This window comes from Aeromonas sp. QDB54, assembly GCF_027707385.1.
Lineage (GTDB): Bacteria > Pseudomonadota > Gammaproteobacteria > Enterobacterales > Aeromonadaceae > Aeromonas > Aeromonas hydrophila.
This window is the reverse complement of record NZ_JAPCIT010000025.1, coordinates 1-20,459: the sequence shown is the minus strand read 5'-3', so window position 1 is coordinate 20,459 and position 20,459 is coordinate 1. Positions and strand designations below refer to the sequence as shown.

Below are 20,459 nucleotides of genomic sequence, written 5' to 3'. Positions count from 1 at the left end.
GCCCCCGTCAAGGGCTTCATATCAGGCGCCAGCCCACAGCAGGATGGCCAGCAACTGGGGTGAGATGATGCGCAGGAACATCACCAGCGGATAGACGGTCGCGTACGACAGGGCACTGGCACCACTGGTGGGGTGCATGCCGTTGGCAAACGCCAGGGCGGGAGGATCCGTCATGGAACCGGCCAGCAAGCCGCACAGGGTGAGGTAGTTCATCTTGCCGTACAGACGGGCCAGCACCCCGACCACCAGCAGCGGGATCAGAGTGATCGCCACCCCATACATCATCCAGGCCGGGCCATCGCCGTTGATCAGGGTATCGATGAAGCCGGCACCAGACTTGAAGCCCACCACCGCCAGAAACAGCACTATGCCGATCTCCCGCAACGCCAGGTTGGCACTGGGGGGCATGAACCAGTAGAGCTTGCCGATACTGCCGATGCGCGACAGGATCAGCGCCACCACCAGCGGCCCACCCGCCAGGCCCAGCTTCAGTGCGGCCGGGAACCCGGGCAGATAGAAGGGGATGGAGCCGAGCAGCACGCCGAGGCCGATGCCGATGAACACCGGCAGCATCTGCACCTGCTGCAGTTTCTGCTGCACGTTGCCCACCACATTGGTGACCGCCTCGATGGCGTCGAGTCGTCCCACCAGGTTGAGGATGTCGCCGAACTGCAGGCTGGTCTGGCTGGTCGGCACCAGCTCGATGCCGGCCCGGTTGAGGCGCGAGATCACCACGTCATACTTCTGCTTGATGTCGAGATCGCGGATCTTCTTGCCGAGCACCTGCTCGTTGGTCACCACAACCCGTTCTACCCGCAGATCGGTGCCGCGAGTGGAGAGCGAGGTCTCAACCTCCTCCCCCAGCACCAGCAGCACCTTGCGCAGGGCGTGCCGCTCACCCACCAGGTGCAGCAGGTCGCCCAGTTCGATGCGCGAATCTGGCCGCGGCACCATCAGCTCCTCGCCACGCTTGAGGCGCGAGCAGATGACGTCTGCCTCGTCGAGACTCGGGATCTCGCTCAGCATCAGACCGTGGATGTTGGGATTGCGCACCGCGATGTTGATGGTCTGCAGACTCTCCTTGGTCTTGCCGGCCTGTTGTTCAAACTGGGCTGCTTCTTCGTCGATCTTGATACGAAAGAACATGCGGATCAGCCACATGGTCAACAAGATGCCACAGATGCCGAACGGATAGGCGACCGCATAGCCCATCCCCATCAGGCCGGTGGAACCGGGCGCAGCGCCAAGCTCCGCCAGGATCTGCTGGCCGGCACCGAGTGAAGGGGTGTTGGTCACGGCGCCGGAGAAGACCCCCAGGATCACCGGCAGCGGCACGTCGAACAGCTGGTGCAGGGCTGCCGCCACGGCGCAGCCAAGCAGTACCAGCAGGGCGGCGAAGCCGTTGAGCTTGAGACCGGAGCTGCGCAGGGAAGAGAAGAAGCCGGGACCGACCTGAATGCCGATGGTGTAGACAAACAGGATCAGGCCAAACTCCTGAATGAAGTGCAGGGTCTGCTCATCCAGCGCCAGCCCAGAGAGGCCGGCGAAGTGGCCCACTATGATGCCGCCGAACAGCACCCCTCCGATCCCGAGACCGACGCCATAGACCCGCCAGTTCCCCAGCCAGAGCCCCAGCACTGCCACCAGCGACAACATGCTGATAGAAAGCGCGATATCACTCATTTCGTGCATCCTTTGCGAATTGAACTGTCCCTAGCTTGTCAGCAAACGCCGCCGCCAACTGTGTGATACCGCACGAATTTATCCTTTTGAGCAGCAAAAAATACCAATTAAGGGCTAGTTAGGCGACGTAGCCATAAATGGCCATAAAGTGACAAACGCTGCCCCCCAGCACGAACAGATGCCAGATGGCGTGGTTGTAGGGAATGCGCTTGGCCACATAGAAGATCACCCCCAGGCTGTAGATGAGACCACCCAACCCGAGCAGCAGCAAGCCTTCCCCCTCCAGATGGATGTAAAGCTGATAGACCACCAGCAACGACAGCCAGCCCAGCATCAGATAAGTAAACAGCGACAGCTTCTTGAAGCGGTTGATGAAGAGCAGCTTGAACACCACCCCCGCCAGTGCCAGCCCCCAGATCACCACCATCAACCCCTGTGCCAGCGGCGTGTCGAGTGCCACCAGCAGGAAGGGAGTATAGGTACCGGCGATCAGCAGATAGATGGCGCAGTGGTCGAATACCTTGCACCAGCGTCTGGCCGGCCCTTCCGCCATGCTGTGGTAGAGGGTCGAGGCCAAGTAAAGCAACACCAGGCTGCCACCATAGAGGCTGTAACTGACCAGCGCCTGAGGGCCCTGTGCCCAGCCTTTGTTCAACAACAACACCAACCCCAGGATCCCCAACACCAGCCCCAGGCCGTGGCTGAGGCGGTTGGCCAGCTCCTCGCGGGGCGAATAATCCGTCACACTGCTCATTGCATACTCCTGCCCAAACTGCGCTCACTCTAGCTGCCGCCATTTCAGAGTACAAGTGTTAGCTTAAAGTGATTTTCATGCCATTTGCCGTGCGTTGAGGAGATGCGCATGGCTGTCACCCGCTGGCCTTTGGTGTATGCTCTGCGGCCGATGCCCACGTAGCTGTTGCCACCGCGCTTGCTCACCACCCAGTGACTCCCTGGCAACCCGGTCTGGAGAACCTGATGAAGTTGACTGAACTGTTTGCACTACCGGATCCGGCCTTCGGCCAGGCCATGACGGATCTGCTGGAGACCTTCCACCACTCGGATGACAGTCAGGCTCCCTACCAGCGCGAGCAGTTCACCCACCAGCTCGATCAATCCCGCATGCCGGCCACCGGCATCGCCATGGATGAGTACCTGGCCCGGCTGGCCACCCTGGTGCCTGGCGCATCCCACCTCACCTCGCCACGCTACATGGGCCACATGACGGCCCCGTTACCGGCCTTCACCGCCGAGTTGTCCCGCCTGGTGGTGATGCTCAACCAGAACCCGATGAAGATGGAGTCCTCCCGTCTGCTCAGCTTTCTGGAACGGGAGGTGCTGGCCAAACTGCACCGTCTCATCTATCGCGCCGACGATCTCTTCTATGACGCCCAGATGCATGCCAAGGATGCCGCCCTCGGCGTCATGACCAGCGGCGGCACCATCGCCAACGTCACCGCCCTCTGGCTGGCCCGCAACCGCGCCTGCGGCGACAACCTGTTCGCGCTCTATGAGCAGGGCTATCGCGGCGCCGTCATCCTGGGCTCGCGGCTGATGCACTACTCCTTCGACAAGGGGATGGATCTGCTGGGGCTGGGGGCGCGCAGCGTCTGGCGCCTCCCCACCGATGACCAGAACCGGCTCGACATGGCCGCGCTGGAGCAGGCCCTTGCCCAATGCAAGGAGCAGAAACTCAAGGTGCTGGCACTGGTCGGCGTGGCCGGCAGCACCGATTTCGGCTCCATCGACCCGCTGCCTGAGCTGGCGGACATCGCCGAGCGCGAGCAGATCCACTTCCACGTGGATGCCGCCTGGGGCGGCCCGACCCTGTTCTCCCCCCGCTATCAGGCGCTGCTGGCGGGGATCGAGCGAGCCGATACCGTCACCCTGGATGGCCACAAGCAACTGCTGGTGCCGCTAGGTACCGGCATGCTGCTCTGCCGCCAGCCAGACCTGATGATGGCGGTCAAGCGGGAAGCCCCCTACGCCATCCGCGCCAGCTCCTTTGATCAGGGGCGCTTTACCCTGGAGGGCACCCGCCCGGCCAACGCCCTCTATCTGGATGCCGCCTTCCAGCTGTTCGGCCAGCAGGGCTATGCCGAGCTCATCGAGGCCAACTACGACCGGGCCCGCCTGATGGCCGGCCTTATCGACCAGGATCCAGCCTTCGAACTGATGTCGGCCCCGGTGATGAACCTGCTCTCCTATCGCTGCATCCCCCCTCATCTGCAGGGCAAGGTGCTGGACGAGGCCGCCAACGAACAGGTCAATACCTTCAACGTTGCCCTGCAGAAGACTCAGCGCGCCGAGGGGCACAGTTTTGTCTCCCGCACCCAGCGCGCAGTGGGGCGCTACGGCACCCAGCCGCTCACCCTGCTGCGGGCCGTGCTGCTCAATCCGCTCATCGAAGAGCGCCACATCCGCGATCTGCTGGCGGATCAGCAGCGGCTGGGCGCCGAGATCGCAAGGCAGCTATTTGGCTGAGGAACTGGCTGGCGAATGAGCGGTCTTATTCATTTGCCGTTGCCCATCGGGCAGGTACACTGAATCAAATTTTGCGGTCCACTTTTGAGGGCGACGAGCCAGACATGAAGCAATTTATTGAATTTATTCCTCTTATCGTTTTCTTTGCAGTCTACAAGTTCTACGACATCTACATGGCGACCGGTGCCCTGGTGGTGGTGACCGGTCTGCAGCTCGCCTACAGCTGGATCCGCTATCGCAAGGTCGAGAAGATGCAGCTGTTCACCTTCCTGCTGGTCGGCTTCTTCGGTGGTCTCACCGTCTTCTTCCACGACGACACCTTCATCAAGTGGAAAGTCACCGTCATCAACGTACTGTTTGCGCTGGGCCTGCTCATCAGCCGTTACGGCTTTGGCAAAAACCTGATCAAGCAGATGCTGGGCAAGGAGCTGCAAGCACCGGATCCCGTCTGGGATAGGGTCAACCTCGGCTGGGTCGGCTTCTTTACCGTCTGCGGCCTGCTCAACCTCTATGTGGCCTTCAACTTGCCGCAGGAGATGTGGGTCAACTTCAAGGTATTCGGTCTGCTTGGCATGACCCTGGTATTCACTCTGCTAAGCGGTGTCTATCTCTATCGCCACCTGCCCGCCGAGCAGAAAAATGAAATGAAAAAATAACTGCCATCAAGAAAAGGATCGTCTCATGTGGTATCTCATCTATTCCGAAGATGTCCAGGGCAGCCTGCCGCTGCGCAAGCAGGCGCGCCCGGCCCATCTGGCCAGGCTACAGGCGCTGCAGGATGAAGGGCGGCTGCTCACCGCCGGCCCCAACCCGGCCATCGATGCCGAGGATCCGGCCAATGCCGGCTTTACCGGCAGCACCGTCATCGCCGAGTTCGCCTCACAGGCGGATGCCAAGGCCTGGGCCGATGCCGATCCCTATGTGGCGGCCGGTGTCTATGCCAAGGTGACCATCAAGCCGTTCAAGAAGGTCTTCTGACCCAACGCGAATAGCGAAATAAAAAAGGCCGGACTGGCAGTTCACGCCAGTCCGGCCTTTTTGTATCCCGATATCCCGTTTTATGCCTTGGCCACGAACCAGGGGTTGAGGATGTCCGGCTTGTTGTAGCACAGCGGCGAGCCATCGAGCTGGGTGACGCTGCCACCCGCCCCCTCCAGCACCGCCTGCGCCGCACCGGTATCCCACTCGCAGGTGGGGGCGAGGCGCGGGTAAAGCTCGGCCCCCCCTTCGGCGATGATGCAGAACTTGAGCGAACTGCCCATGGAGACCAGCTCAATCTCGCCCCGCGCCATGTCACCAAAGCCCGCTAGGTAATCCAGGGTGGCCTGGGAGAGGTGATTGCGGCTGCCTACCACCCGCCAAGGCATACCTTCCTGATGAGGTTGGCTCTGGATAGCCTCACGCTTGCCATTAGCCACCCGCCAGGCCCCCAGCCCCTTGCCGCCATACCAGAGCTGGTCCAATACCGGGGCATAGACCAGTCCCCAGCGCGGAGTCCCCTCTTCAATCAGGGCGATATTGACGGTGAACTCACCGTTGCGGGAAACGAACTCCTTGGTGCCGTCCAGCGGGTCCACCAGCCAGTAGCGGGGCCAGCCGAGTCGCGCGGTCATCAGTTCAGGGTCGGACTCCTCCGACAGCACGGGGATCTCGGGCGTCAGCCGGGCCAGCGCCTGCACGATCACCTCGTGCGCGCCCTTGTCGGCGGCGGTCAAGGGACTTTCGTCCTGCTTGTACTCTACCGCAAAGGGCTGACTGTAGATGGCCATGATGGCGTTACCGGCGGCACGGGCGATGGGCTCCAGCTCGGAAATCGCGGGAAAAAACATAAGAAAAGACATCCTGGTCAAATGGTTAGCATATTGTACCTATTTTGGATAAAGGAAGCTTATAGCCGTTTGCTCTGACTTATACAGTGTCATATATGACAGACAAAAAGTGGCGCGACTCGGCTAATTCTCAATAGGCATACCAAACCACACAAGGACGTGCCGCCATGAACTACAAGACCCTGACCGCCACCCTGCTGCTGAGCTGCCTGCCCCTGCTCAGCCAGCCTCTGCTGGCCGCCGACAAGCCTGCTACCAAGCCGGCAACCACGGTCACTACCGCCAAGGAGAGCGGCAAGGTGAACCTCAACACCGCCAGTATCAATGAGTTGACTGCGCTCAAGGGCATTGGCGAGAAGAAGGCTCAGGCCATCGTCGATTACCGCGAGAAGCAGGGCAAGTTCACTACCGTGGATCAGCTGGCCGATGTGAGCGGCATCGGGCCAGCCACGCTGGAAGCAAATCGGGACATGATTATCGTCAAGTAACCGATCCATACCCCTTTCATCATAAGGGCAGCCTGTGGCTGCCCTATTTTTCTTCGGGTATCATGGGCCCACTTTGTATCTCTGGACTCTCTCCATGAAAAAGACACCGCTCGTTGTACGCAAAGCCGTTCTTCCCGTCGCCGGTCTGGGCACCCGTATGCTGCCAGCCACCAAGGCCATCCCCAAGGAGATGCTGCCCGTCGTCGACAAACCGCTGATCCAGTATGTAGTGCGCGAAGCCATCGCCGCCGGCATCAAGGAGATCATTCTGGTCACCCACTCGAGCAAGAACTCCATCGAAAACCACTTCGACAAGAGCTTCGAGCTGGAAGCGACCCTCGAGAAGCGGGTCAAGCGGCAACTGCTGAAAGAGGTGCAACACATCTGCCCGAAAGACGTCACCATCATGCACGTCCGCCAGGGGGAAGCCAAAGGTCTGGGACACGCAGTGCTCTGCGCCCGTCCGCTGATCGGCGACAACCCGTTTGCGGTGCTGCTGCCGGACGTGCTGATCGATGAGGTCTCCAGCGACCTCAAGCAGGACAACCTGGCCGAGATGGTGCACATGTTCGAAGAGGATCACATCAGCCAGATCATGGTGGAAGCCGTCCCCGAGAGCGAAGTGGACAAATACGGCATCGCCGACATCAAGGGAGAAGCGCTGAGCGAGGGCATGTCTCTGCCGATGCAGGCCATCGTCGAGAAACCGCCCCGTGACGAGGCCCCCTCCAATCTGGCCGTGGTCGGCCGTTACGTGCTCTCTTCCAACATCTGGCCGTTGCTGGAGAAGACCCCCGCCGGTGCCGGTGACGAGATCCAGCTGACCGATGCCATCGCCATGCTGATGGAGCAGGAGCAGGTGAATGCCTACTTCATGAAAGGGCGCAGCCACGACTGCGGCAGCAAGTTTGGTTACATGAAAGCCAATGTGGAATATGCAGTGCGCCATCCGGAACTGAACGGCGAATTTATCACTTGGTTGAAACAGTTTGCCAAGCAGCTGTAATAGCTGAATATTTAACCTATTAATAGAATAAAACACTGGGCATCATTCGATGCCCTTTTTCATTTTATAAACATATATTCAACCATTGATAGATAAAATATCGCTAAATCATAATATTGTAATTTAATCACGCTTGTTCTATAAGGATTATGGCTTGTTCCTAGCCCTTGCATAAAATTTCTAAAAAAATATAAGACACAGGTGGAAGTTCCAATGAATAATCCGTCCAAAGGGACCTTTTTAGGTCACCCTAAAGGGCTTTTTTTGCTCTTTAGTACCGAACTGTGGGAGAGATTCTCCTATTACGGCATGCGTGCCGTGCTCGTGCTCTATCTGACTGACATGACTGCCAACGGCGGGATGGGCTGGACTCAGGCCGATGCCCTCAAGCTGTACGGCATCTATACCGGTCTGGTCTACATCACCCCGATCATCGGCGGCTGGCTGGCAGATACCTTCCTCGGCCAACGCCGCGCCATTCTGTTTGGTGCCGTGCTGATGGCCGCCGGCCAATTTACCCTGGCGCTGCCGCACGCCATGTTCCCGGACATGGTCAACACCGTCTTCTATTCGGGTCTCGGCTTGCTTATCGTGGGTAACGGTCTGTTCAAACCCAACATCTCCACCATGGTGGGTGACCTGTATCAGGAAGGTGACCACCGTCGTGACGGTGCCTTCACCATCTTCTACATGGGTATCAACCTGGGCTCCCTGCTGGCCGGCGTGATCTGTGGCGCTGCCGCAACCGCCTATGGCTGGCAAGCCGCCTTCGTCAGCGCCGGTATCGGCATGCTGCTCTCCCTGGTGGTACAGGCCACCATGGCTCAGCGTTTCCTGGGTGACATCGGCCGCGTGCCGGCCGCCCAGCGCGCCGCCGAGCAGCGCTCCAAGGAGCAGAAGGCTCCGCTGACCAAGCAAGAAGTGGATCGCATTAAGGTCATCCTGGTGCTGGGTCTGTTCACCATCATCTTCTGGGCTGGCTTCGAGCAGGCCGGTGGTCTGATGAACCTGTACGCGCAGGAGTATACCGACCGCATGATCGGCAGCTTCGAAGTGCCGACCGCCTGGTTCCAGTCCCTGAACCCCTTCTTCATCATCACGCTGGCCCCCATCGTTGCCGCCATCTGGATCAAGCTCGGCAAGAAAGAGCCGAACTCCCCGGTGAAGTTCGCCATGGGTCTGCTGTTCCTGGCCGTGGGCTTCCTGTTCATGATCGGTGCCGTGCTGGAGCAAGGTGGTGATCAGGCCGTCAAGACCTCCATGTTCTGGCTGGTCGGTGCCTACCTGTTCCACACTTTGGGCGAGCTCTGCCTCTCCCCGATCGGCCTCTCCATGGTGACCAAGCTGGCTCCGCTGCGCCTGGCCTCCCTGATGATGGGTGCCTGGTTCGGCTTCGTGGCCCTGGCCAACTATGCCGCCGGTTTCATCGGCTCCTTCGTCGGCGAATCCGGTGCCATGGCCATCTTCGGTGGCATCGCACTGGCCGCCGTGATCAGCGCGCTGATCCTGCTGACCATGGCCAATCGCCTGGTCTACTGGATGCACGGTGCAGAAGGTCCGGCCAAAGAGCCGCAGGAACACGACAAGAAGCTGCAATCTGCCGCCGTCTAAGCGGTCAAGATTGTCAGCAACAAAGAGGGCGCCCATTGGGCGCCCTCTTTGTATGTGGCCGTCTGACACGGCCTCAATGATGTCGAACCTGCACATGCAGGGCACTGCCGCTGTCACTGCGAAACTGCAGATCAAAGGGTTCATGCCAGCTGCGCCTGTGCAAGGCGTAGTGGCTGGTACGCAGCAGACCGAGAGGCAGGCCGCCAGAGCGCACCAACCAATGGGGCGAAGTCAGCCCGGCATTGGCAAAGACCAGCCCGTCCTCCTGATCAAACAACAGGGCGGCCATGGCGAAGGAGTGGCGCAGGCCGGATTCGACCAGCTGCAGATTGAGGTAATCAAGCAACCGGTGGGGCTGGGTCAGCAGCAGACTCTCGCCACGCTGAAACTGGCGATACGGGGCGTTCATCAGGGAGCGCACAAGGGCGCCGCAGAAGGCGGCATCCACCCCGAGGATCGGCAGCTCCATCACCAGCACCAGCAGCTTGTCATCCACCTTGAAGGTATCGGGAATGAACAGATTGCCCATCCCTTCAAAGGTGACCTGCCAGGGCCCCCACTCCTGCAAGCCCGGCGGCTTCAACCAGGCCAGCAGCCGGGTCGCCGCCTGGTCGTGTTCGCGAAAGAAGTCGATGTGCTCCATCAACTCCAGCTGTTGTCCATAACCGTGGTTGGCGCTCAGGCACTGCTCTATGCTGCGACGCACCTGGCCGAAGTCAGAGATGGGCTTGAGCAGGAAATCGCGGGCGCCGGCGCGCAGCGCTCGCTCGACCGCCTCCATCTTGCTTTGGGCCGAGATGACGATGACAGGAATATGGGGGTAGCGGGCTGTGAGGCAGGCGATCACCTCATGCCCATCCATGTTGGGCATGTTCAAATCACATAACACCACATCGGGGTGATAGAGGGCAGCGGCAGAGAGACCTTCAATGCCGTCTTCGGCCTGGAAAACGCAGGCACCATCGTGAGCGAGATAATTGACCAGCGAGTGGCGAAAAACCGCTTCGTCCTCCACCACCAGGATCCGTAGTCCGGCTTTTGACATCTTGATAAAGCTCTTATTAGTCAACCAGTTATTTAGCCTCAAGCCTAGACCATAACCGACTGCATTGACCAATCAGATGATTGAATAATCGCCGAAAAATCCATGCTCGCTAGCTATTCTGGCGGCCAACTGCTTGAAATAAAGCAGCTAATGATGCTCATCGAAACCCAGCTTTTTCTCCGCTTTGCAACTTGGCTGACAAAAAAACAGCGTCATACGAAAACAAGCAACCCCGATCGCGGGCGAGCCGGCCACCCGCCGGCGGTGCCGGGCATGCCATCAATTGTATGAGGCTCCGCCATGGGGGATAATACCGCCACGTCCGTCAATGAAGCATGCCATGACCCCTGCCGAATACAGCGCCCTCGCCCATCCCAGATTGTCCCACCCGGCCCGCAGCCTCTATACCCTGCAGCTGCGCCGACTGGTGCTGGAAAATCAGCTGGCCAGGCTCAACTACCCCGAACTCGGCCGGGCGCTGGCGGTGGTCGACCCGGGCGATCCCAGCGGTTTTTCCTTTCAGGTCAATGCTCGCCAGCTGACCGAGCTGTTCGATGAGCTGATGGAGGCGGGTTTGCTGCAAGTCGAGGCGCAAAAAGACAGTGAGCACTACCATCAGTGCCCGTTCCAGCTGCCACTGCTGACCCAGCGGGTGCGCAGCCCGCTGCCGGAGCGCCCGTTCCAGATGCACCTGCAATGGCGCCCGGATGCAGAGCTGCCAGCCCTCGCCCGCCTGTGCGGGGTGATCGATGCCAGCTACAGCGAAGAGGATCTCGGCGAGTTCATCGCCTACTGGCTGGGGCGGCCCGAGGTGTTCGACTCCCAGCACCAGTGGATGCTCAAGTTCATCCGCGCCCTCAAGACCCGCCGCTATACCCGCCGCAAGCCGATGGAGGTGCAGGGCTACCAACAGGTGACCCAGGCACCGGTCGAGGCGGGCCCAAGCAAGCGGGCCCAGGAGATGATCGAAGAGGCCAAGCGGCTGGCCGGCCAGCCACGGGAACCGGATAATGATTGATAGCAGGCACCGCCAGCAGGCAAAATCAGAGACCTATCCCCACCCCAGACCGAGCAGAAGGAGCATTCCATGACTGACCCGCACGATCCCCTGCGCCAGGAGCTGGAAGAGATCGAAGCCAAGCGCCAGAAGATCGCCAAGGCCAAGCAGGATCATCGCATTCACGATCCGGAATTGAGTCGCCACGTAGGAGGCCTGCTGGAGCGCATTCGTCGCCTTCAGCAAGAGACCGGCGGCAGCCAGTACGACTACGAAACCCTGCGCAAGGAGTACGACGCCAAGGCCAACGCCGAGGTGCGCGAGCTGCAGAAGGCGGCTCGCCAGGAGCGGATCCAGAAGCTGATCGCCCAGGCCGACCTCAACCCGGATTGGGTATTCGAGAAGATGGATGCCACCGATCCGGCGCTGCAATACCCCATGGAGACGGCTCGCTACTTCATCAGCGGCTTCGAGCACTGGGAGAAGAGCGGCGGCGGCTGCATGCTGATCTATGGCGACTACGGCACCGGCAAGTCGACCCTGGCGGGCGCCGTGGCCCATGAACTGATCGAACGTCACCAGAAATCGGTGATCTTCCAGCAGTGGGCCTCCATAGTGGACCGCCTCTTCTTCAACGTGATCCAGGATCAGGAGGAGCGCAACCAGTACCGCCGTGCACTGGAAGAGGTCGACCTGCTGATCATCGACGAGGTGTCGGCCAACCGCGCCAAGATGGCGGAGAGCCAGTCCAGCTTCCTCGGCCACCTGCTGCGCCGCCGGCGCAACCTGTCGAAAAGCGTCATCATCATCACCAACCACAGCCCGCAGAGCCTGCATCAGGCTATCGGCGACTTCAGCTTCGAGGCGATCAAGGCGTTCAATCCGGTGGATATCCACCTGAGCGGTCCCAGCCGTCGCCCCAACATAGGCCACTACAACGGCTGATCCTGTGCGAGCCCGGGCCACCCGCCCGCGGCTCGCCGCATTTCTCCTGCTAACCCCCTCAAATAAAAACAACTCTCATTTACAGCGCTACGCCAACCCTCTAGGCTACCCCTTTCATCACAGGGAGCAGCACAATGCCAACCACACTCATCTTCGGAGCCAGCCGCGGGCTGGGCCGCGCCTTCACCGAACACGCCCTGCGCCAGGGCCACAGGGTCGTGGCCCTGGTCCGTAACCCGGAGATGGCCGCCGAGCTGCGCGCATTGGGAGTCGAGGTGGTTGAGGGAGACGCCCTCGACCATCAGGCCGTCGCGCAGGCTTGCTCACTCGCAGGTGACGAGGCCGGGGTGATCTCGACCCTCGGCAGCTTCCGCCAGCCGACCCCCGTCGATTATCAAGGCAACCGCCAGGTGATCGATCAGATGGAGCTGGCCGGGCTCAAACGTCTGCTGCTGGTCACCTCGCTGGGTTGCGGTGACAGCTGGCAATACCTGCCCGAGCGGGCCAGGGCCGCCTTCGGTCACGAGGTACGCTTGAAGAGTCTGGCGGAGAGCTGGCTGCAGACCAGCGCGCTGACCTGGACCATAGTTCGCCCGGCCGGCTTGCAGGATGGCGAGGCCACAGGGCAGGCCGTGTTGAGCCAGGGGAGCGAGGTGCACGGTCTGGTGCGCCGCGCCGATGTGGCGGACCATGGATTGCAACTGCTGAACGATGAGCGGGCAGTGGGACAGATCTACGCCATAGGCGATCCCACCCTCAGCCGGGGGTGAGCAATCCGGATAACAAAACGGTCAGCCCCAGGGCTGACCGTTTTACTGTCTGATGTCGTCTAGCTGGCAGAGGGGCCAGGCTCAGTTGCCGTCTCCGCAGCCACCCCGCCCGACGCGGCAGCCTCGTCCACAAGCGACCGCTGGCGCCAGCGCAGCAGCAGACAAGCCAGAGCGCCGTAAAGCAGTGCCAGCCCCCACAACTGCCACCAGTAGCGGGAAACCTGGGCAAACTCGGCCCCCATCTGGTTGAGGCGCAAGAAGCCCTCGATGGCCGGGGTGCTCGGCACCCACTGGGCCAGCCAGTTGAGGGGGGTCGGGATCAGCTCCAGCGGCCAGATGAAGCCTGCCAGGAAGACCAGCGGCATGGAGGAGAGCAATACCACCTGGGTCGGCAGATCCCGGCGGGTAAACAGGGCCCCCAGCACTATGCCAAGCCAGGTGGTTGCCAGCAGGAACGGCAGGGTGAACAGCCACAGCTCGGCCGGCTCGGCGGTGCGCACTATGTTGTAGTGATCGAAACAGAAGCCGAAGAAGTAGGTCACCGGCAGCACGAACAGCCCGCCCACCACCAAGGTTCTGGCCAGCAGCAGGGCAAGCACGGGGGCGCTCTGCCAATAGCCAGACTCCCCGCGACCGCTGCGCTGATTCTGGGTTGCCCCCAGGATCCCGGTGCCCATCAGCAGCACCTGATGCAGGATCAGCACGAACACGGCGGGCACAACGTAGTTCACATAGCCCATGGTGGGGTTGAACACCGGCAGCACATTGAGCCCCACCGAGTTCCAGCCCATGGCCGCCTGCGGCAGCGCCTCACCCTGACTGAGCAGACGCGTGACCTTGATCTGGGCCGCCAGGCTGCCACCCGCCAGGGCCAGCCCCTCGGCTATGGTGCCGTAGACCAGGAAGTAGGAGGCATCACCGGCATAGCTCAGGGTGACGCTCCTGCCCTGCATCAGATCCCGATAAAAGTGACGGGGAATGTGCAGTATGCCGCTCCCCTTCCCCGCCATCAGCTGCTGGCGCGCCTCTTCCAGGCTGTTGGCCCGTGCCACCAGTTTCACCTGCGGGGTGGCATCGGCCATGAACTCCAGCTGACGGGAGAGCTGACTGCCATCCTCATTGACCACCACCACAGGCTCTTCCCTTGGCAGTTGCTGCAGGTAGGGCTGCGGGTAGAGGAAGGAGTAGAAGAAGACACCACCAAACAGGGTCAGCATGATGGCCCGATCGGCCAGCAGGGTACGCAGCTCCAGCCGCAGCAGATCCCAAAAACCTAGCATGACATCCACTCCTTCCACTGCCCGGCAGCAGAGCACGGTTCGAGCCGTATCAAACCCCAAAAATCTAGCATGAGGCAGGCTCCTTATCGGCAGCTTGGCGCGCCAGCTCGGCCTGCTGCTGGTAACGACGAACAACCAGCAACAGGGGCAGCAGGAACAGCAGCAAGGCGCCGAGCTGGGGCAGGGCCGCAGCGAACGGCTGGCCGTAGTTGGTCTGCCCTATCTGCAGCTCCACATAGTGGGAGATGGGCAGCAGGCTGCGCCAGAACTGGGCGAAGTCTCCCATGGCACTGACCGGAAAGGTCACGCCCATGAAAGCAAAGCCCGGTGCCGTATAGGCGCCCGCCAGCGACAGGGCGCGGGCCGGATCCCGGATGACGCCGTAGAAGAAGGCCCCCATGCTGACACAGGCGGCCGAAGCCAGCCCCAGTCCCAGTGTCAGCACCAGCCAGCTGCCTTGCATCGGATAGCCAAACGCCTTGAACAGCATCAGGCTCCACGCCAGACCCCAGGCCCACCCAATCAACACATGGGGCAGCAAAGTGCGCCAGAGGCCGAACCAGACCCCTTGGCTGGTCCAGTCCAGCCCCAGCCGATCGGTGCGGGCCAGGGCGTTGATCCCATAGAGCACCACCAGGATCTGCCACACCGCCGGCAACAGGGCACTCAGCAGGAACTGGGCATAGCTGGAGTTGATGTTGTAGAGCGCCGTCACCTGATTGCTGATGGGCACGGATTGCCCCAGGGCGCCGGACATGACCTTGCCATCGGCCATGGCGGCCAGTACGCCCACCTGGCCGTTGAGGGTCCCCACCACCTGGGACAAGGCCGAGTTGACCAGCTTGGCGATCAGGATGAACTGGCTGTTGTTGAACACAGTCACCTTGGGCTGGGTACCCTGACGGGCATCCCGCTCCAGATGGTGAGGGATCACCACCAGGGCATAGATGTCCCCCCCGCGCAGGGCGCGTGCCCCCTCGTCGATGGAGTCGAACTGGCCGGCAAGGCGCAGACCGGCGGAACCGTCCAGCGAGAACGCCAGCTGACGGGAGAGGACGCTCTGATCCAGATCCACCAGACCAACGTTGAGATCCCGGGCCAGCCCGGCCGAGAAGATCCAGCAGATAGTCCCCATCAACAACAAGGGAACCCAGCTCATCAGGGCACGACCGAACGGATCCTGCCACAACAGCCGCCATTCGCGTCTCATCAGAGTTCGACCAGCACACTCATGCCGACTCGCAGACCGTCAACCGGTTGCAAGGGGCGCGCCTCCACCTGGAAGCTCTTCATGTCGAAGCCCTGACGGGTATCCGTGGCACGCCAGGTGGCAAAATCCCCCATCACGGCCACGTGGGTCACCTTGAAGCGCACCGTCTGCTCACCCAGGCCCGGAATGGTGGCATCGAACTCAGTGCCCAGCGCGAAACGGGGCAGCAGATCTTCGCGCACATGGAACTGGGCCCAGGCATCCTGCATATCGAGCAGGGTCACCACAGGGAAGCCCTGTGGCGCCAGCTCACCGCTGCGCAGCAGCACCTGGGACACCTCCCCCGCGTGCGGGCTGGCGATGCGGGTATCGGCCAGATAGGCCTCAACTTCCGCCACCGAACCCGCCGCCATGTTGGCCTGCTCGCGCGCCGCCACCTTGGTCTCTTCCCGCGCCCCTTCCAGGGTCATCTGGTATTGCTGCCAGGCCATGCCTTCGCTGTACTTGGCTGCCTGCCAGGCGGTCCAGGCCTCATCCCGTTTCTGCAACGGCATCACGCCATCCCGGTGCAGGCTGGCGATGCGCTCATAGGTCTTGGCCCGCAGCAGGGCTGCCGCCTTGGCCTTTTGCCACTGATCCTTGGCACCCGCGATCTGCTGGGCACGCGCGCCCTTCTCTGCTTCCTCGGCCATGGCCCCGGCCGCAGCCTGACCCGCCTTGGCCTGGCTCAGCTTGGCCTCGATCTCGGGACTGGCCAGGGTGAACACCAGCTGATCCCGGGCCAGCCGGTCACCCTTCTTCACCAGCACCTCGTCGATGCGGCCCGCCACCTTGGAGGAGACCGAATACTGCTGCGCCTCAACCTGGCCCTGCAAGCGCACCGGCTCGGGCTGATAGGCGAGCCAGAAACGCCAGCCCAGCCAGATCACCAGCAGGACCAGCGCCAGTGGCAGCAGCAGCGGCTTGGCCTGGCTCATCTTCTTCTTGATGGGGGGATGACTCATGCATTCACCTCGACAAACGGGCGACCCTTGGCGGTCGAAACAGACATGGAAAACGGGACAGACAGGGCCGCGATCATGAATTCACCTCGATCGCCTGACCATGCTGATATTGATTGAAACTGTTCATCTGACCGGAGAGTGCCAACAGGCGCGCCAGCGAGATCACATATTGATAGGCGGCAGCGGCACGCTGGGTCTTGACCCCGGCCAGCTGGTTCTGGGCATCCACCACATCCAGCGAGGTGGAGAGCCCCTGCCCGAATGCCTTGTCCCGCAGCAGCACGTTCTCCTCGGCCAGCGCCTGAGTGGAAGAGAGAGACTGGTACTCTTCCAGCCCCTGCGCCGCCTCGCGCCAGGTCTTCTCGACCAGCAGCTCCAGATCCTCGCGGGTCTTGGCCTGCAGCAGATTGACCTGCAGCTCGGCGCTCTTGGCCGCTTGTACCGTCTCGGAGCGGCCGTCGCGGCTCACCAGCGGCATGCTGACGCCGACCCCGACCACCCAGTCAGGGGTGATCTTCGCGGCCAGGGTATCTCGTTCGTAGAGGTTGTAGTTGCCGAACATGAAGAGCTCGGGTGCATATTTGCCCTTCTCGGCCCGGATCATCGCCTTCGCCTGCTCACGCTTGGCGATCAGCATCTTGAGACCCGGGTGCACCGTCAGCGTATCCTCGACGAAGGCCGCCAAGGGGGGCACATCGTCATTGATGAACAGCTGGGTAGCCGGTTCGGCTCCCTTGAGCTTGATCATGCGATCCAGCGCCAGCTCGGCGATCTCTAGGCTGCGGCGGGACTTCTGGGTATCGATGCGCGCCCTGTCATAGGCAGACTGGGCCGACAGCCGCTCGACCTTGGCGATCTGGCCCTGGGCTTCCAGCTTCCTGGCATGATCCAGATGGCGGGCCAGCCCCTGCTCTATCTCCTGCTTGGTCTGCACCACCTGCGCCGCCAGCACCACGCCGAAATAGGTCTGGGACAGGCTCTCGAAGCTGGCTTGCTGCTTGATGGCCAGCAACTCCTTGGCTTCATCCACCTGTGCGGACCGAATATCCTGCATCGCATCGATCCGCCCCCCGACAAACAGGGGCCAGAGCATTCTGACCGAACTGGTGACGCGATTTTGCTCGGTCAGCGACGAGGCCAGCCATTTGGAGTCGATCCCCATCTGCCCCAGAATGGCGCCCAATGCGGGAGAATTTTCCAGCTTGTCGTCCAACCCCATCAGATCCGGCTTGGAAATGCGCGCATAATCCGCCCCCAGACTGATGTCGGGCAGATACATGGCCTTGGCCGCCTCGCGCAACTGTTGCGCCCGGTCCACACCGGCCTGTTCCGCCGCCAGCCCGTCATCCTGCTGGATGACCCGGCTCCAGGCCTCGCCGAAACTGACGGTCTGTGCCTGGGCAGAACCCAGCACGGCACCCAGCAGACACGGGTAGAGAGATTTGATGAACCTTGACGTCATACATCCCCAATCTGTTTGTAATAAAATTGTTTGGAGCCTTTGCTCGATTCAAGCTCGCTATCATAGCGCAAACCCCAACCGGATGGGGACAGGCAAATCGTCGAGTCCCTCGCTCATTTGGCCCCGTAAACTCACCCCGACAATATGCCTGATTTTCAAGCACTCCTGAATTTGCAAGCCTTGGCACGACGTTTTTTTCAGAAAAAAATGGCTGACGCTCAAATACTAACCTTTTCTCCTGACTAAAAAATGCGTAATATACGCCGCCCTAAGCCGATGGTAACCGTGGAATGCAGATAGGTCCCCACACGCTTGAAACTCCCCTGATTGTGGCTCCCATGGCCGGTGTAACAGACCGACCATTTCGTGAACTTTGTTTGCGATTGGGCGCCGGCATGGCCGTTTCCGAGATGCTGCTGGCCAACCCGGATGTCTGGGATACCCAGAAAACCAGGATGAGAATGGATCACTCTGCAGAAGGTGGCTTGCGATCGGTCCAGATTGCCGGAGCCGACCCCGAGATGATGGCGTTTGCTGCCCGCTACAACGTGGAGCAGGGCGCTCAGATCGTCGACATCAACATGGGATGTCCGGCAAAAAAAGTGAATAAGAAGCTGGCAGGTTCCGCCCTGCTGCGCCAACCCGACCTGGTCAGAACCATCTGCCGGGCCGTAGTGGACGCAGTGGAGGTACCTGTCACCTTGAAGATCCGCACAGGATGGGATCCGGATAACCGCAATGGCGAGGAGATCGCCCGAATCGCCGAAGATTGCGGTATCGCGGCCCTTGCCGTGCATGGTCGTACCCGTACCGACCTCTATCGGGGCGAGGCGGAGTACGACACTATCAGGGCGATTAAGCAGGCCGTATCGATTCCTGTTGTCGCCAATGGCGACATAGACAGCCCGGAGAAGGCCCGGTATGTCCTCGACTATACCGGCGTTGATGCCGTGATGATCGGCCGTGCTGCGCAAGGACGACCCTGGATTTTCCGGGAAATCCGTCATTTTCTTGAGACGGGCACCAAGCTGCCGCCTCCCGAAAGGGAAGAGGTTCGCACCCTGATGAACGAGCATGTAACCAACCTGCACCAGTTTTATGGTGCATATCTGGGAGCGCGCATTGCCCGTAAACACGTGGGCTGGTATCTGGATGAAGAAGAGACGGGCCGAGAATTCCGTAAGCACTTCAATGCCCTGGATTGTGCAGATGCACAACTCGAGGCACTCGAAGCGTATTTCGATGGATTAGGTTAACGCATAACTAAAGAGCCGACCGAATATGTTCGAACAAACCCTGACTTCTGATGCATTGGTAACAACTACTCACAATCACGCTGCCGAGCCGACCCAGCGCCCCCTGCGTGACTCTGTGCAACAGGCCCTGCGTAACTACCTGGCCCAGTTGAACGGTCAGGAAGTGATTGATCTGTACGATATGGTTCTCTCCGAAGTCGAAGCTCCCATGCTGGACGTGATCATGCAGTACACCCGTGGTAACCAGACTCGCGCCGCCGTGATGATGGGCATCAACCGCGGTACTCTGCGCAAGAAACTCAAGCGCTACGGCATGAACTGATTTCAGTCAGCCTGCTGCAGTGCAGACGAAGGCGTATCCCAGCGATGGGATACGCCTTTTTCTATGCCCGGCGTTTACCCTCTCACTCCACCGCCAGCTTGATGCCAAGCCCCACGAACAAGCCTCCCATCAAGCGGTTGAGCCAGCGGCCCAACCAGCCAGGCAAGGTCACCTTGCGACTCGCATAGGCGGTCGAGAAGGCCAGCAGATGGCACCAGATCATGCCGTTGAAATTGAAGATGCAGCCCAGCACGACAAAGGCCAGCGCCTTCTGCGGTGCATCGGGAGCGATGAACTGGGGAACAAAGGCGAGGAAGAACAGGGCTACCTTGGGATTGAGCACATTGGTCAGCAACCCTTGCCGGAAGATCCGGCCGTAGGAGAGCGCAGGCAGCGACACAGCCCCATCCACAGACGTTGAAGTGCCACTCCTCTGCCAGAGCATAGACACGCCGAGATAGACCAGATAGAGCGCCCCCATCAACTTGATGACGGTGAACAGCTCGGCCGAGGCACTCAGCAGAGCCGACAGTCCCAGCGCCGCCGCCAGCACATGCACCATGGTGCCCGTCCCTATTCCCAGCGCCGCCACCGAACCGGCCCGCCAACCTTGTGACCCGCTGCGCAGCATGATGAGCAGGGAGTCCGGTCCCGGCATCATGTTCAACAGCAGACCGGATACGACAAACAACGCCAGATCGTGGATCCCCAACATACACAGCTCCTTATGCCTGAAAGAGACAGTCTATGGATCCCGCCTTCCTTGTCATCCCCCGCAGCAGCAATAGTGATCATCGACGAATGGAATAGCTGGACAGTTCAAGTGCTACAAGCGATCAGATCCGATGGACGGAGGGAATGGTGAGATTTGAAAATGAGGAGATAAACATCGAGATATCGAGAGTTCAACAACACCAATCTAGCGGTACTGAAGTATTCACGACAAAGGGGGAGCAATAATTAGAGCTGGCACCAAGACCACAACACGCTGAATTTCAGGCAATAAAAAACCCCGCTCAGATGAGCGGGGTTTCTTGTATTGGGTGCCTGGCAGTGTCCTACTCTCG

At 60.6% G+C, this 20,459-nt stretch carries 21 protein-coding genes; 12 read left to right on the top strand and 9 right to left on the bottom strand.

Going from position 1 to position 20,459, the window contains the following annotated elements; translation table 11 throughout:
* Positions 1–21: 21 nt before the first annotated feature.
* Both PG881_RS20090 and trhA read right to left on the bottom strand, forming a co-directional pair.
* Positions 22–1,683 carry a putative transporter gene (locus tag PG881_RS20090; protein ID WP_017411002.1) on the bottom strand — a complete coding sequence of 554 codons (1,662 nt, stop codon included), beginning with the start codon at positions 1,681–1,683 and terminating at the stop codon, positions 22–24.
* A gap of 118 nt (positions 1,684–1,801) precedes the next feature.
* Positions 1,802–2,437: a PAQR family membrane homeostasis protein TrhA gene (trhA, locus tag PG881_RS20085; RefSeq protein WP_016351856.1), complete on the bottom strand. Its 636-nt coding sequence runs from the start codon at positions 2,435–2,437 to the stop codon at positions 1,802–1,804.
* 224 nt (positions 2,438–2,661) lie between these two features.
* Between trhA and PG881_RS20080 the strand changes: the two genes are divergently transcribed.
* The 3 genes from PG881_RS20080 to PG881_RS20070 all read left to right on the top strand — a co-directional run bounded on the left by PG881_RS20080 (position 2,662) and on the right by PG881_RS20070 (position 5,145).
* Positions 2,662–4,167: an aminotransferase class V-fold PLP-dependent enzyme gene (locus tag PG881_RS20080; RefSeq protein ID WP_259232737.1), complete on the top strand. Its 1,506-nt coding sequence runs from the start codon at positions 2,662–2,664 to the stop codon at positions 4,165–4,167.
* Between the two features lie 104 nt (positions 4,168–4,271).
* Complete coding sequence (locus PG881_RS20075) at positions 4,272–4,823, top strand: septation protein A (RefSeq protein ID WP_024946223.1); 552 nt, start codon at positions 4,272–4,274, stop codon at positions 4,821–4,823.
* A gap of 25 nt (positions 4,824–4,848) precedes the next feature.
* Entirely contained in the window at positions 4,849–5,145 is a 297-nt protein-coding gene (locus PG881_RS20070) for a YciI family protein (protein ID WP_270802447.1), read from the top strand.
* An 80-nt stretch (positions 5,146–5,225) separates the two neighbouring features.
* Here the strand turns inward: PG881_RS20070 and cysQ are convergent, their stop codons facing one another.
* On the bottom strand, positions 5,226–5,996 hold the full coding sequence (gene cysQ, locus PG881_RS20065; RefSeq protein WP_270802446.1) for a 3'(2'),5'-bisphosphate nucleotidase CysQ: 771 nt from the start codon (positions 5,994–5,996) through the stop codon (positions 5,226–5,228).
* A 167-nt stretch (positions 5,997–6,163) separates the two neighbouring features.
* Between cysQ and PG881_RS20060 the strand changes: the two genes are divergently transcribed.
* The 3 genes from PG881_RS20060 to PG881_RS20050 all read left to right on the top strand — a co-directional run bounded on the left by PG881_RS20060 (position 6,164) and on the right by PG881_RS20050 (position 9,101).
* Positions 6,164–6,484 (top strand): ComEA family DNA-binding protein, encoded by a 321-nt coding sequence (locus PG881_RS20060; protein ID WP_270802444.1) that lies wholly within the window; start codon positions 6,164–6,166, stop codon positions 6,482–6,484.
* Positions 6,485–6,578: 94 nt separating this feature from the next.
* Positions 6,579–7,490: a UTP--glucose-1-phosphate uridylyltransferase GalU gene (gene galU, locus PG881_RS20055; RefSeq protein WP_270802442.1), complete on the top strand. Its 912-nt coding sequence runs from the start codon at positions 6,579–6,581 to the stop codon at positions 7,488–7,490.
* A 213-nt stretch (positions 7,491–7,703) separates the two neighbouring features.
* Positions 7,704–9,101 carry a peptide MFS transporter gene (locus PG881_RS20050; RefSeq protein WP_011707249.1) on the top strand — a complete coding sequence of 466 codons (1,398 nt, stop codon included), beginning with the start codon at positions 7,704–7,706 and terminating at the stop codon, positions 9,099–9,101.
* Between the two features lie 73 nt (positions 9,102–9,174).
* On the opposite strand, the gene PG881_RS20045 is transcribed toward PG881_RS20050, so the two are convergent.
* Positions 9,175–10,146, bottom strand: coding sequence for a response regulator (locus tag PG881_RS20045; protein WP_017410997.1), 972 nt, complete (start codon positions 10,144–10,146; stop codon positions 9,175–9,177).
* A gap of 102 nt (positions 10,147–10,248) precedes the next feature.
* Between PG881_RS20045 and PG881_RS20040 the strand changes: the two genes are divergently transcribed.
* The 4 genes from PG881_RS20040 (at position 10,249) to PG881_RS20025 (ending at position 12,858) form a co-directional block, all read left to right on the top strand.
* The gene (locus tag PG881_RS20040; protein WP_270802438.1) at positions 10,249–10,437 is read left to right on the top strand and encodes a hypothetical protein; all 189 of its coding nucleotides are present in this window, start codon (positions 10,249–10,251) and stop codon (positions 10,435–10,437) included.
* Between the two features lie 49 nt (positions 10,438–10,486).
* Positions 10,487–11,164, top strand: coding sequence for a DnaT-like ssDNA-binding domain-containing protein (locus PG881_RS20035; RefSeq protein WP_270802436.1), 678 nt, complete (start codon positions 10,487–10,489; stop codon positions 11,162–11,164).
* Positions 11,165–11,233: 69 nt separating this feature from the next.
* Complete coding sequence (locus tag PG881_RS20030; RefSeq protein ID WP_270802434.1) at positions 11,234–12,088, top strand: DnaA ATPase domain-containing protein; 855 nt, start codon at positions 11,234–11,236, stop codon at positions 12,086–12,088.
* A 134-nt stretch (positions 12,089–12,222) separates the two neighbouring features.
* A complete protein-coding gene (locus PG881_RS20025) occupies positions 12,223–12,858 on the top strand; it encodes an SDR family oxidoreductase (RefSeq protein WP_270802432.1) in 636 nt (211 codons plus the stop codon).
* A gap of 59 nt (positions 12,859–12,917) precedes the next feature.
* Here PG881_RS20025 and PG881_RS20020 read toward each other — a convergent pair whose 3' ends face one another.
* From PG881_RS20020 to PG881_RS20005, 4 genes are all read right to left on the bottom strand, one after another.
* Positions 12,918–14,138 carry an ABC transporter permease gene (locus tag PG881_RS20020; RefSeq protein WP_270802430.1) on the bottom strand — a complete coding sequence of 407 codons (1,221 nt, stop codon included), beginning with the start codon at positions 14,136–14,138 and terminating at the stop codon, positions 12,918–12,920.
* A 64-nt stretch (positions 14,139–14,202) separates the two neighbouring features.
* On the bottom strand, positions 14,203–15,348 hold the full coding sequence (locus PG881_RS20015) for an ABC transporter permease (protein ID WP_270802428.1): 1,146 nt from the start codon (positions 15,346–15,348) through the stop codon (positions 14,203–14,205).
* Entirely contained in the window at positions 15,348–16,352 is a 1,005-nt protein-coding gene (locus PG881_RS20010) for an HlyD family secretion protein (protein ID WP_270802426.1), read from the bottom strand. Before PG881_RS20010 ends, PG881_RS20015 begins: the two co-directional genes overlap by 1 nt.
* 73 nt (positions 16,353–16,425) lie before the next feature.
* Entirely contained in the window at positions 16,426–17,814 is a 1,389-nt protein-coding gene (locus PG881_RS20005; RefSeq protein ID WP_270802424.1) for a TolC family protein, read from the bottom strand.
* A 290-nt stretch (positions 17,815–18,104) separates the two neighbouring features.
* Between PG881_RS20005 and dusB the strand changes: the two genes are divergently transcribed.
* Together dusB and fis are read left to right on the top strand one after the other, a co-directional pair.
* Positions 18,105–19,070: a tRNA dihydrouridine synthase DusB gene (dusB, locus tag PG881_RS20000; protein ID WP_011707259.1), complete on the top strand. Its 966-nt coding sequence runs from the start codon at positions 18,105–18,107 to the stop codon at positions 19,068–19,070.
* Positions 19,071–19,095: 25 nt separating this feature from the next.
* Positions 19,096–19,392: a DNA-binding transcriptional regulator Fis gene (gene fis / locus PG881_RS19995; RefSeq protein ID WP_005309538.1), complete on the top strand. Its 297-nt coding sequence runs from the start codon at positions 19,096–19,098 to the stop codon at positions 19,390–19,392.
* Between the two features lie 82 nt (positions 19,393–19,474).
* Here the strand turns inward: fis and PG881_RS19990 are convergent, their stop codons facing one another.
* Complete coding sequence (locus PG881_RS19990; RefSeq protein WP_158196702.1) at positions 19,475–20,107, bottom strand: LysE family translocator; 633 nt, start codon at positions 20,105–20,107, stop codon at positions 19,475–19,477.
* Positions 20,108–20,459 lie beyond the last annotated feature (352 nt).

Bases quoted from the DNA above. Each gene is read 5' to 3' on its own strand.
- PG881_RS20090 (WP_017411002.1), bottom strand. From the start codon at position 1,683: ATGAGTGATATCGCGCTTTCTATCAGCATGTTGTCGCTGGTGGCAGTG.
- trhA (WP_016351856.1), bottom strand. From the start codon at position 2,437: ATGAGCAGTGTGACGGATTATTCGCCCCGCGAGGAGCTGGCCAACCGC.
- PG881_RS20080 (WP_259232737.1), top strand. From the start codon at position 2,662: ATGAAGTTGACTGAACTGTTTGCACTACCGGATCCGGCCTTCGGCCAG.
- PG881_RS20075 (WP_024946223.1), top strand. From the start codon at position 4,272: ATGAAGCAATTTATTGAATTTATTCCTCTTATCGTTTTCTTTGCAGTC.
- PG881_RS20070 (WP_270802447.1), top strand. From the start codon at position 4,849: ATGTGGTATCTCATCTATTCCGAAGATGTCCAGGGCAGCCTGCCGCTG.
- cysQ (WP_270802446.1), bottom strand. From the start codon at position 5,996: ATGTTTTTTCCCGCGATTTCCGAGCTGGAGCCCATCGCCCGTGCCGCC.
- PG881_RS20060 (WP_270802444.1), top strand. From the start codon at position 6,164: ATGAACTACAAGACCCTGACCGCCACCCTGCTGCTGAGCTGCCTGCCC.
- galU (WP_270802442.1), top strand. From the start codon at position 6,579: ATGAAAAAGACACCGCTCGTTGTACGCAAAGCCGTTCTTCCCGTCGCC.
- PG881_RS20050 (WP_011707249.1), top strand. From the start codon at position 7,704: ATGAATAATCCGTCCAAAGGGACCTTTTTAGGTCACCCTAAAGGGCTT.
- PG881_RS20045 (WP_017410997.1), bottom strand. From the start codon at position 10,146: ATGTCAAAAGCCGGACTACGGATCCTGGTGGTGGAGGACGAAGCGGTT.
- PG881_RS20040 (WP_270802438.1), top strand. From the start codon at position 10,249: ATGCTCGCTAGCTATTCTGGCGGCCAACTGCTTGAAATAAAGCAGCTA.
- PG881_RS20035 (WP_270802436.1), top strand. From the start codon at position 10,487: ATGACCCCTGCCGAATACAGCGCCCTCGCCCATCCCAGATTGTCCCAC.
- PG881_RS20030 (WP_270802434.1), top strand. From the start codon at position 11,234: ATGACTGACCCGCACGATCCCCTGCGCCAGGAGCTGGAAGAGATCGAA.
- PG881_RS20025 (WP_270802432.1), top strand. From the start codon at position 12,223: ATGCCAACCACACTCATCTTCGGAGCCAGCCGCGGGCTGGGCCGCGCC.
- PG881_RS20020 (WP_270802430.1), bottom strand. From the start codon at position 14,138: ATGCTAGGTTTTTGGGATCTGCTGCGGCTGGAGCTGCGTACCCTGCTG.
- PG881_RS20015 (WP_270802428.1), bottom strand. From the start codon at position 15,348: ATGAGACGCGAATGGCGGCTGTTGTGGCAGGATCCGTTCGGTCGTGCC.
- PG881_RS20010 (WP_270802426.1), bottom strand. From the start codon at position 16,352: ATGAGTCATCCCCCCATCAAGAAGAAGATGAGCCAGGCCAAGCCGCTG.
- PG881_RS20005 (WP_270802424.1), bottom strand. From the start codon at position 17,814: ATGACGTCAAGGTTCATCAAATCTCTCTACCCGTGTCTGCTGGGTGCC.
- dusB (WP_011707259.1), top strand. From the start codon at position 18,105: ATGCAGATAGGTCCCCACACGCTTGAAACTCCCCTGATTGTGGCTCCC.
- fis (WP_005309538.1), top strand. From the start codon at position 19,096: ATGTTCGAACAAACCCTGACTTCTGATGCATTGGTAACAACTACTCAC.
- PG881_RS19990 (WP_158196702.1), bottom strand. From the start codon at position 20,107: ATGTTGGGGATCCACGATCTGGCGTTGTTTGTCGTATCCGGTCTGCTG.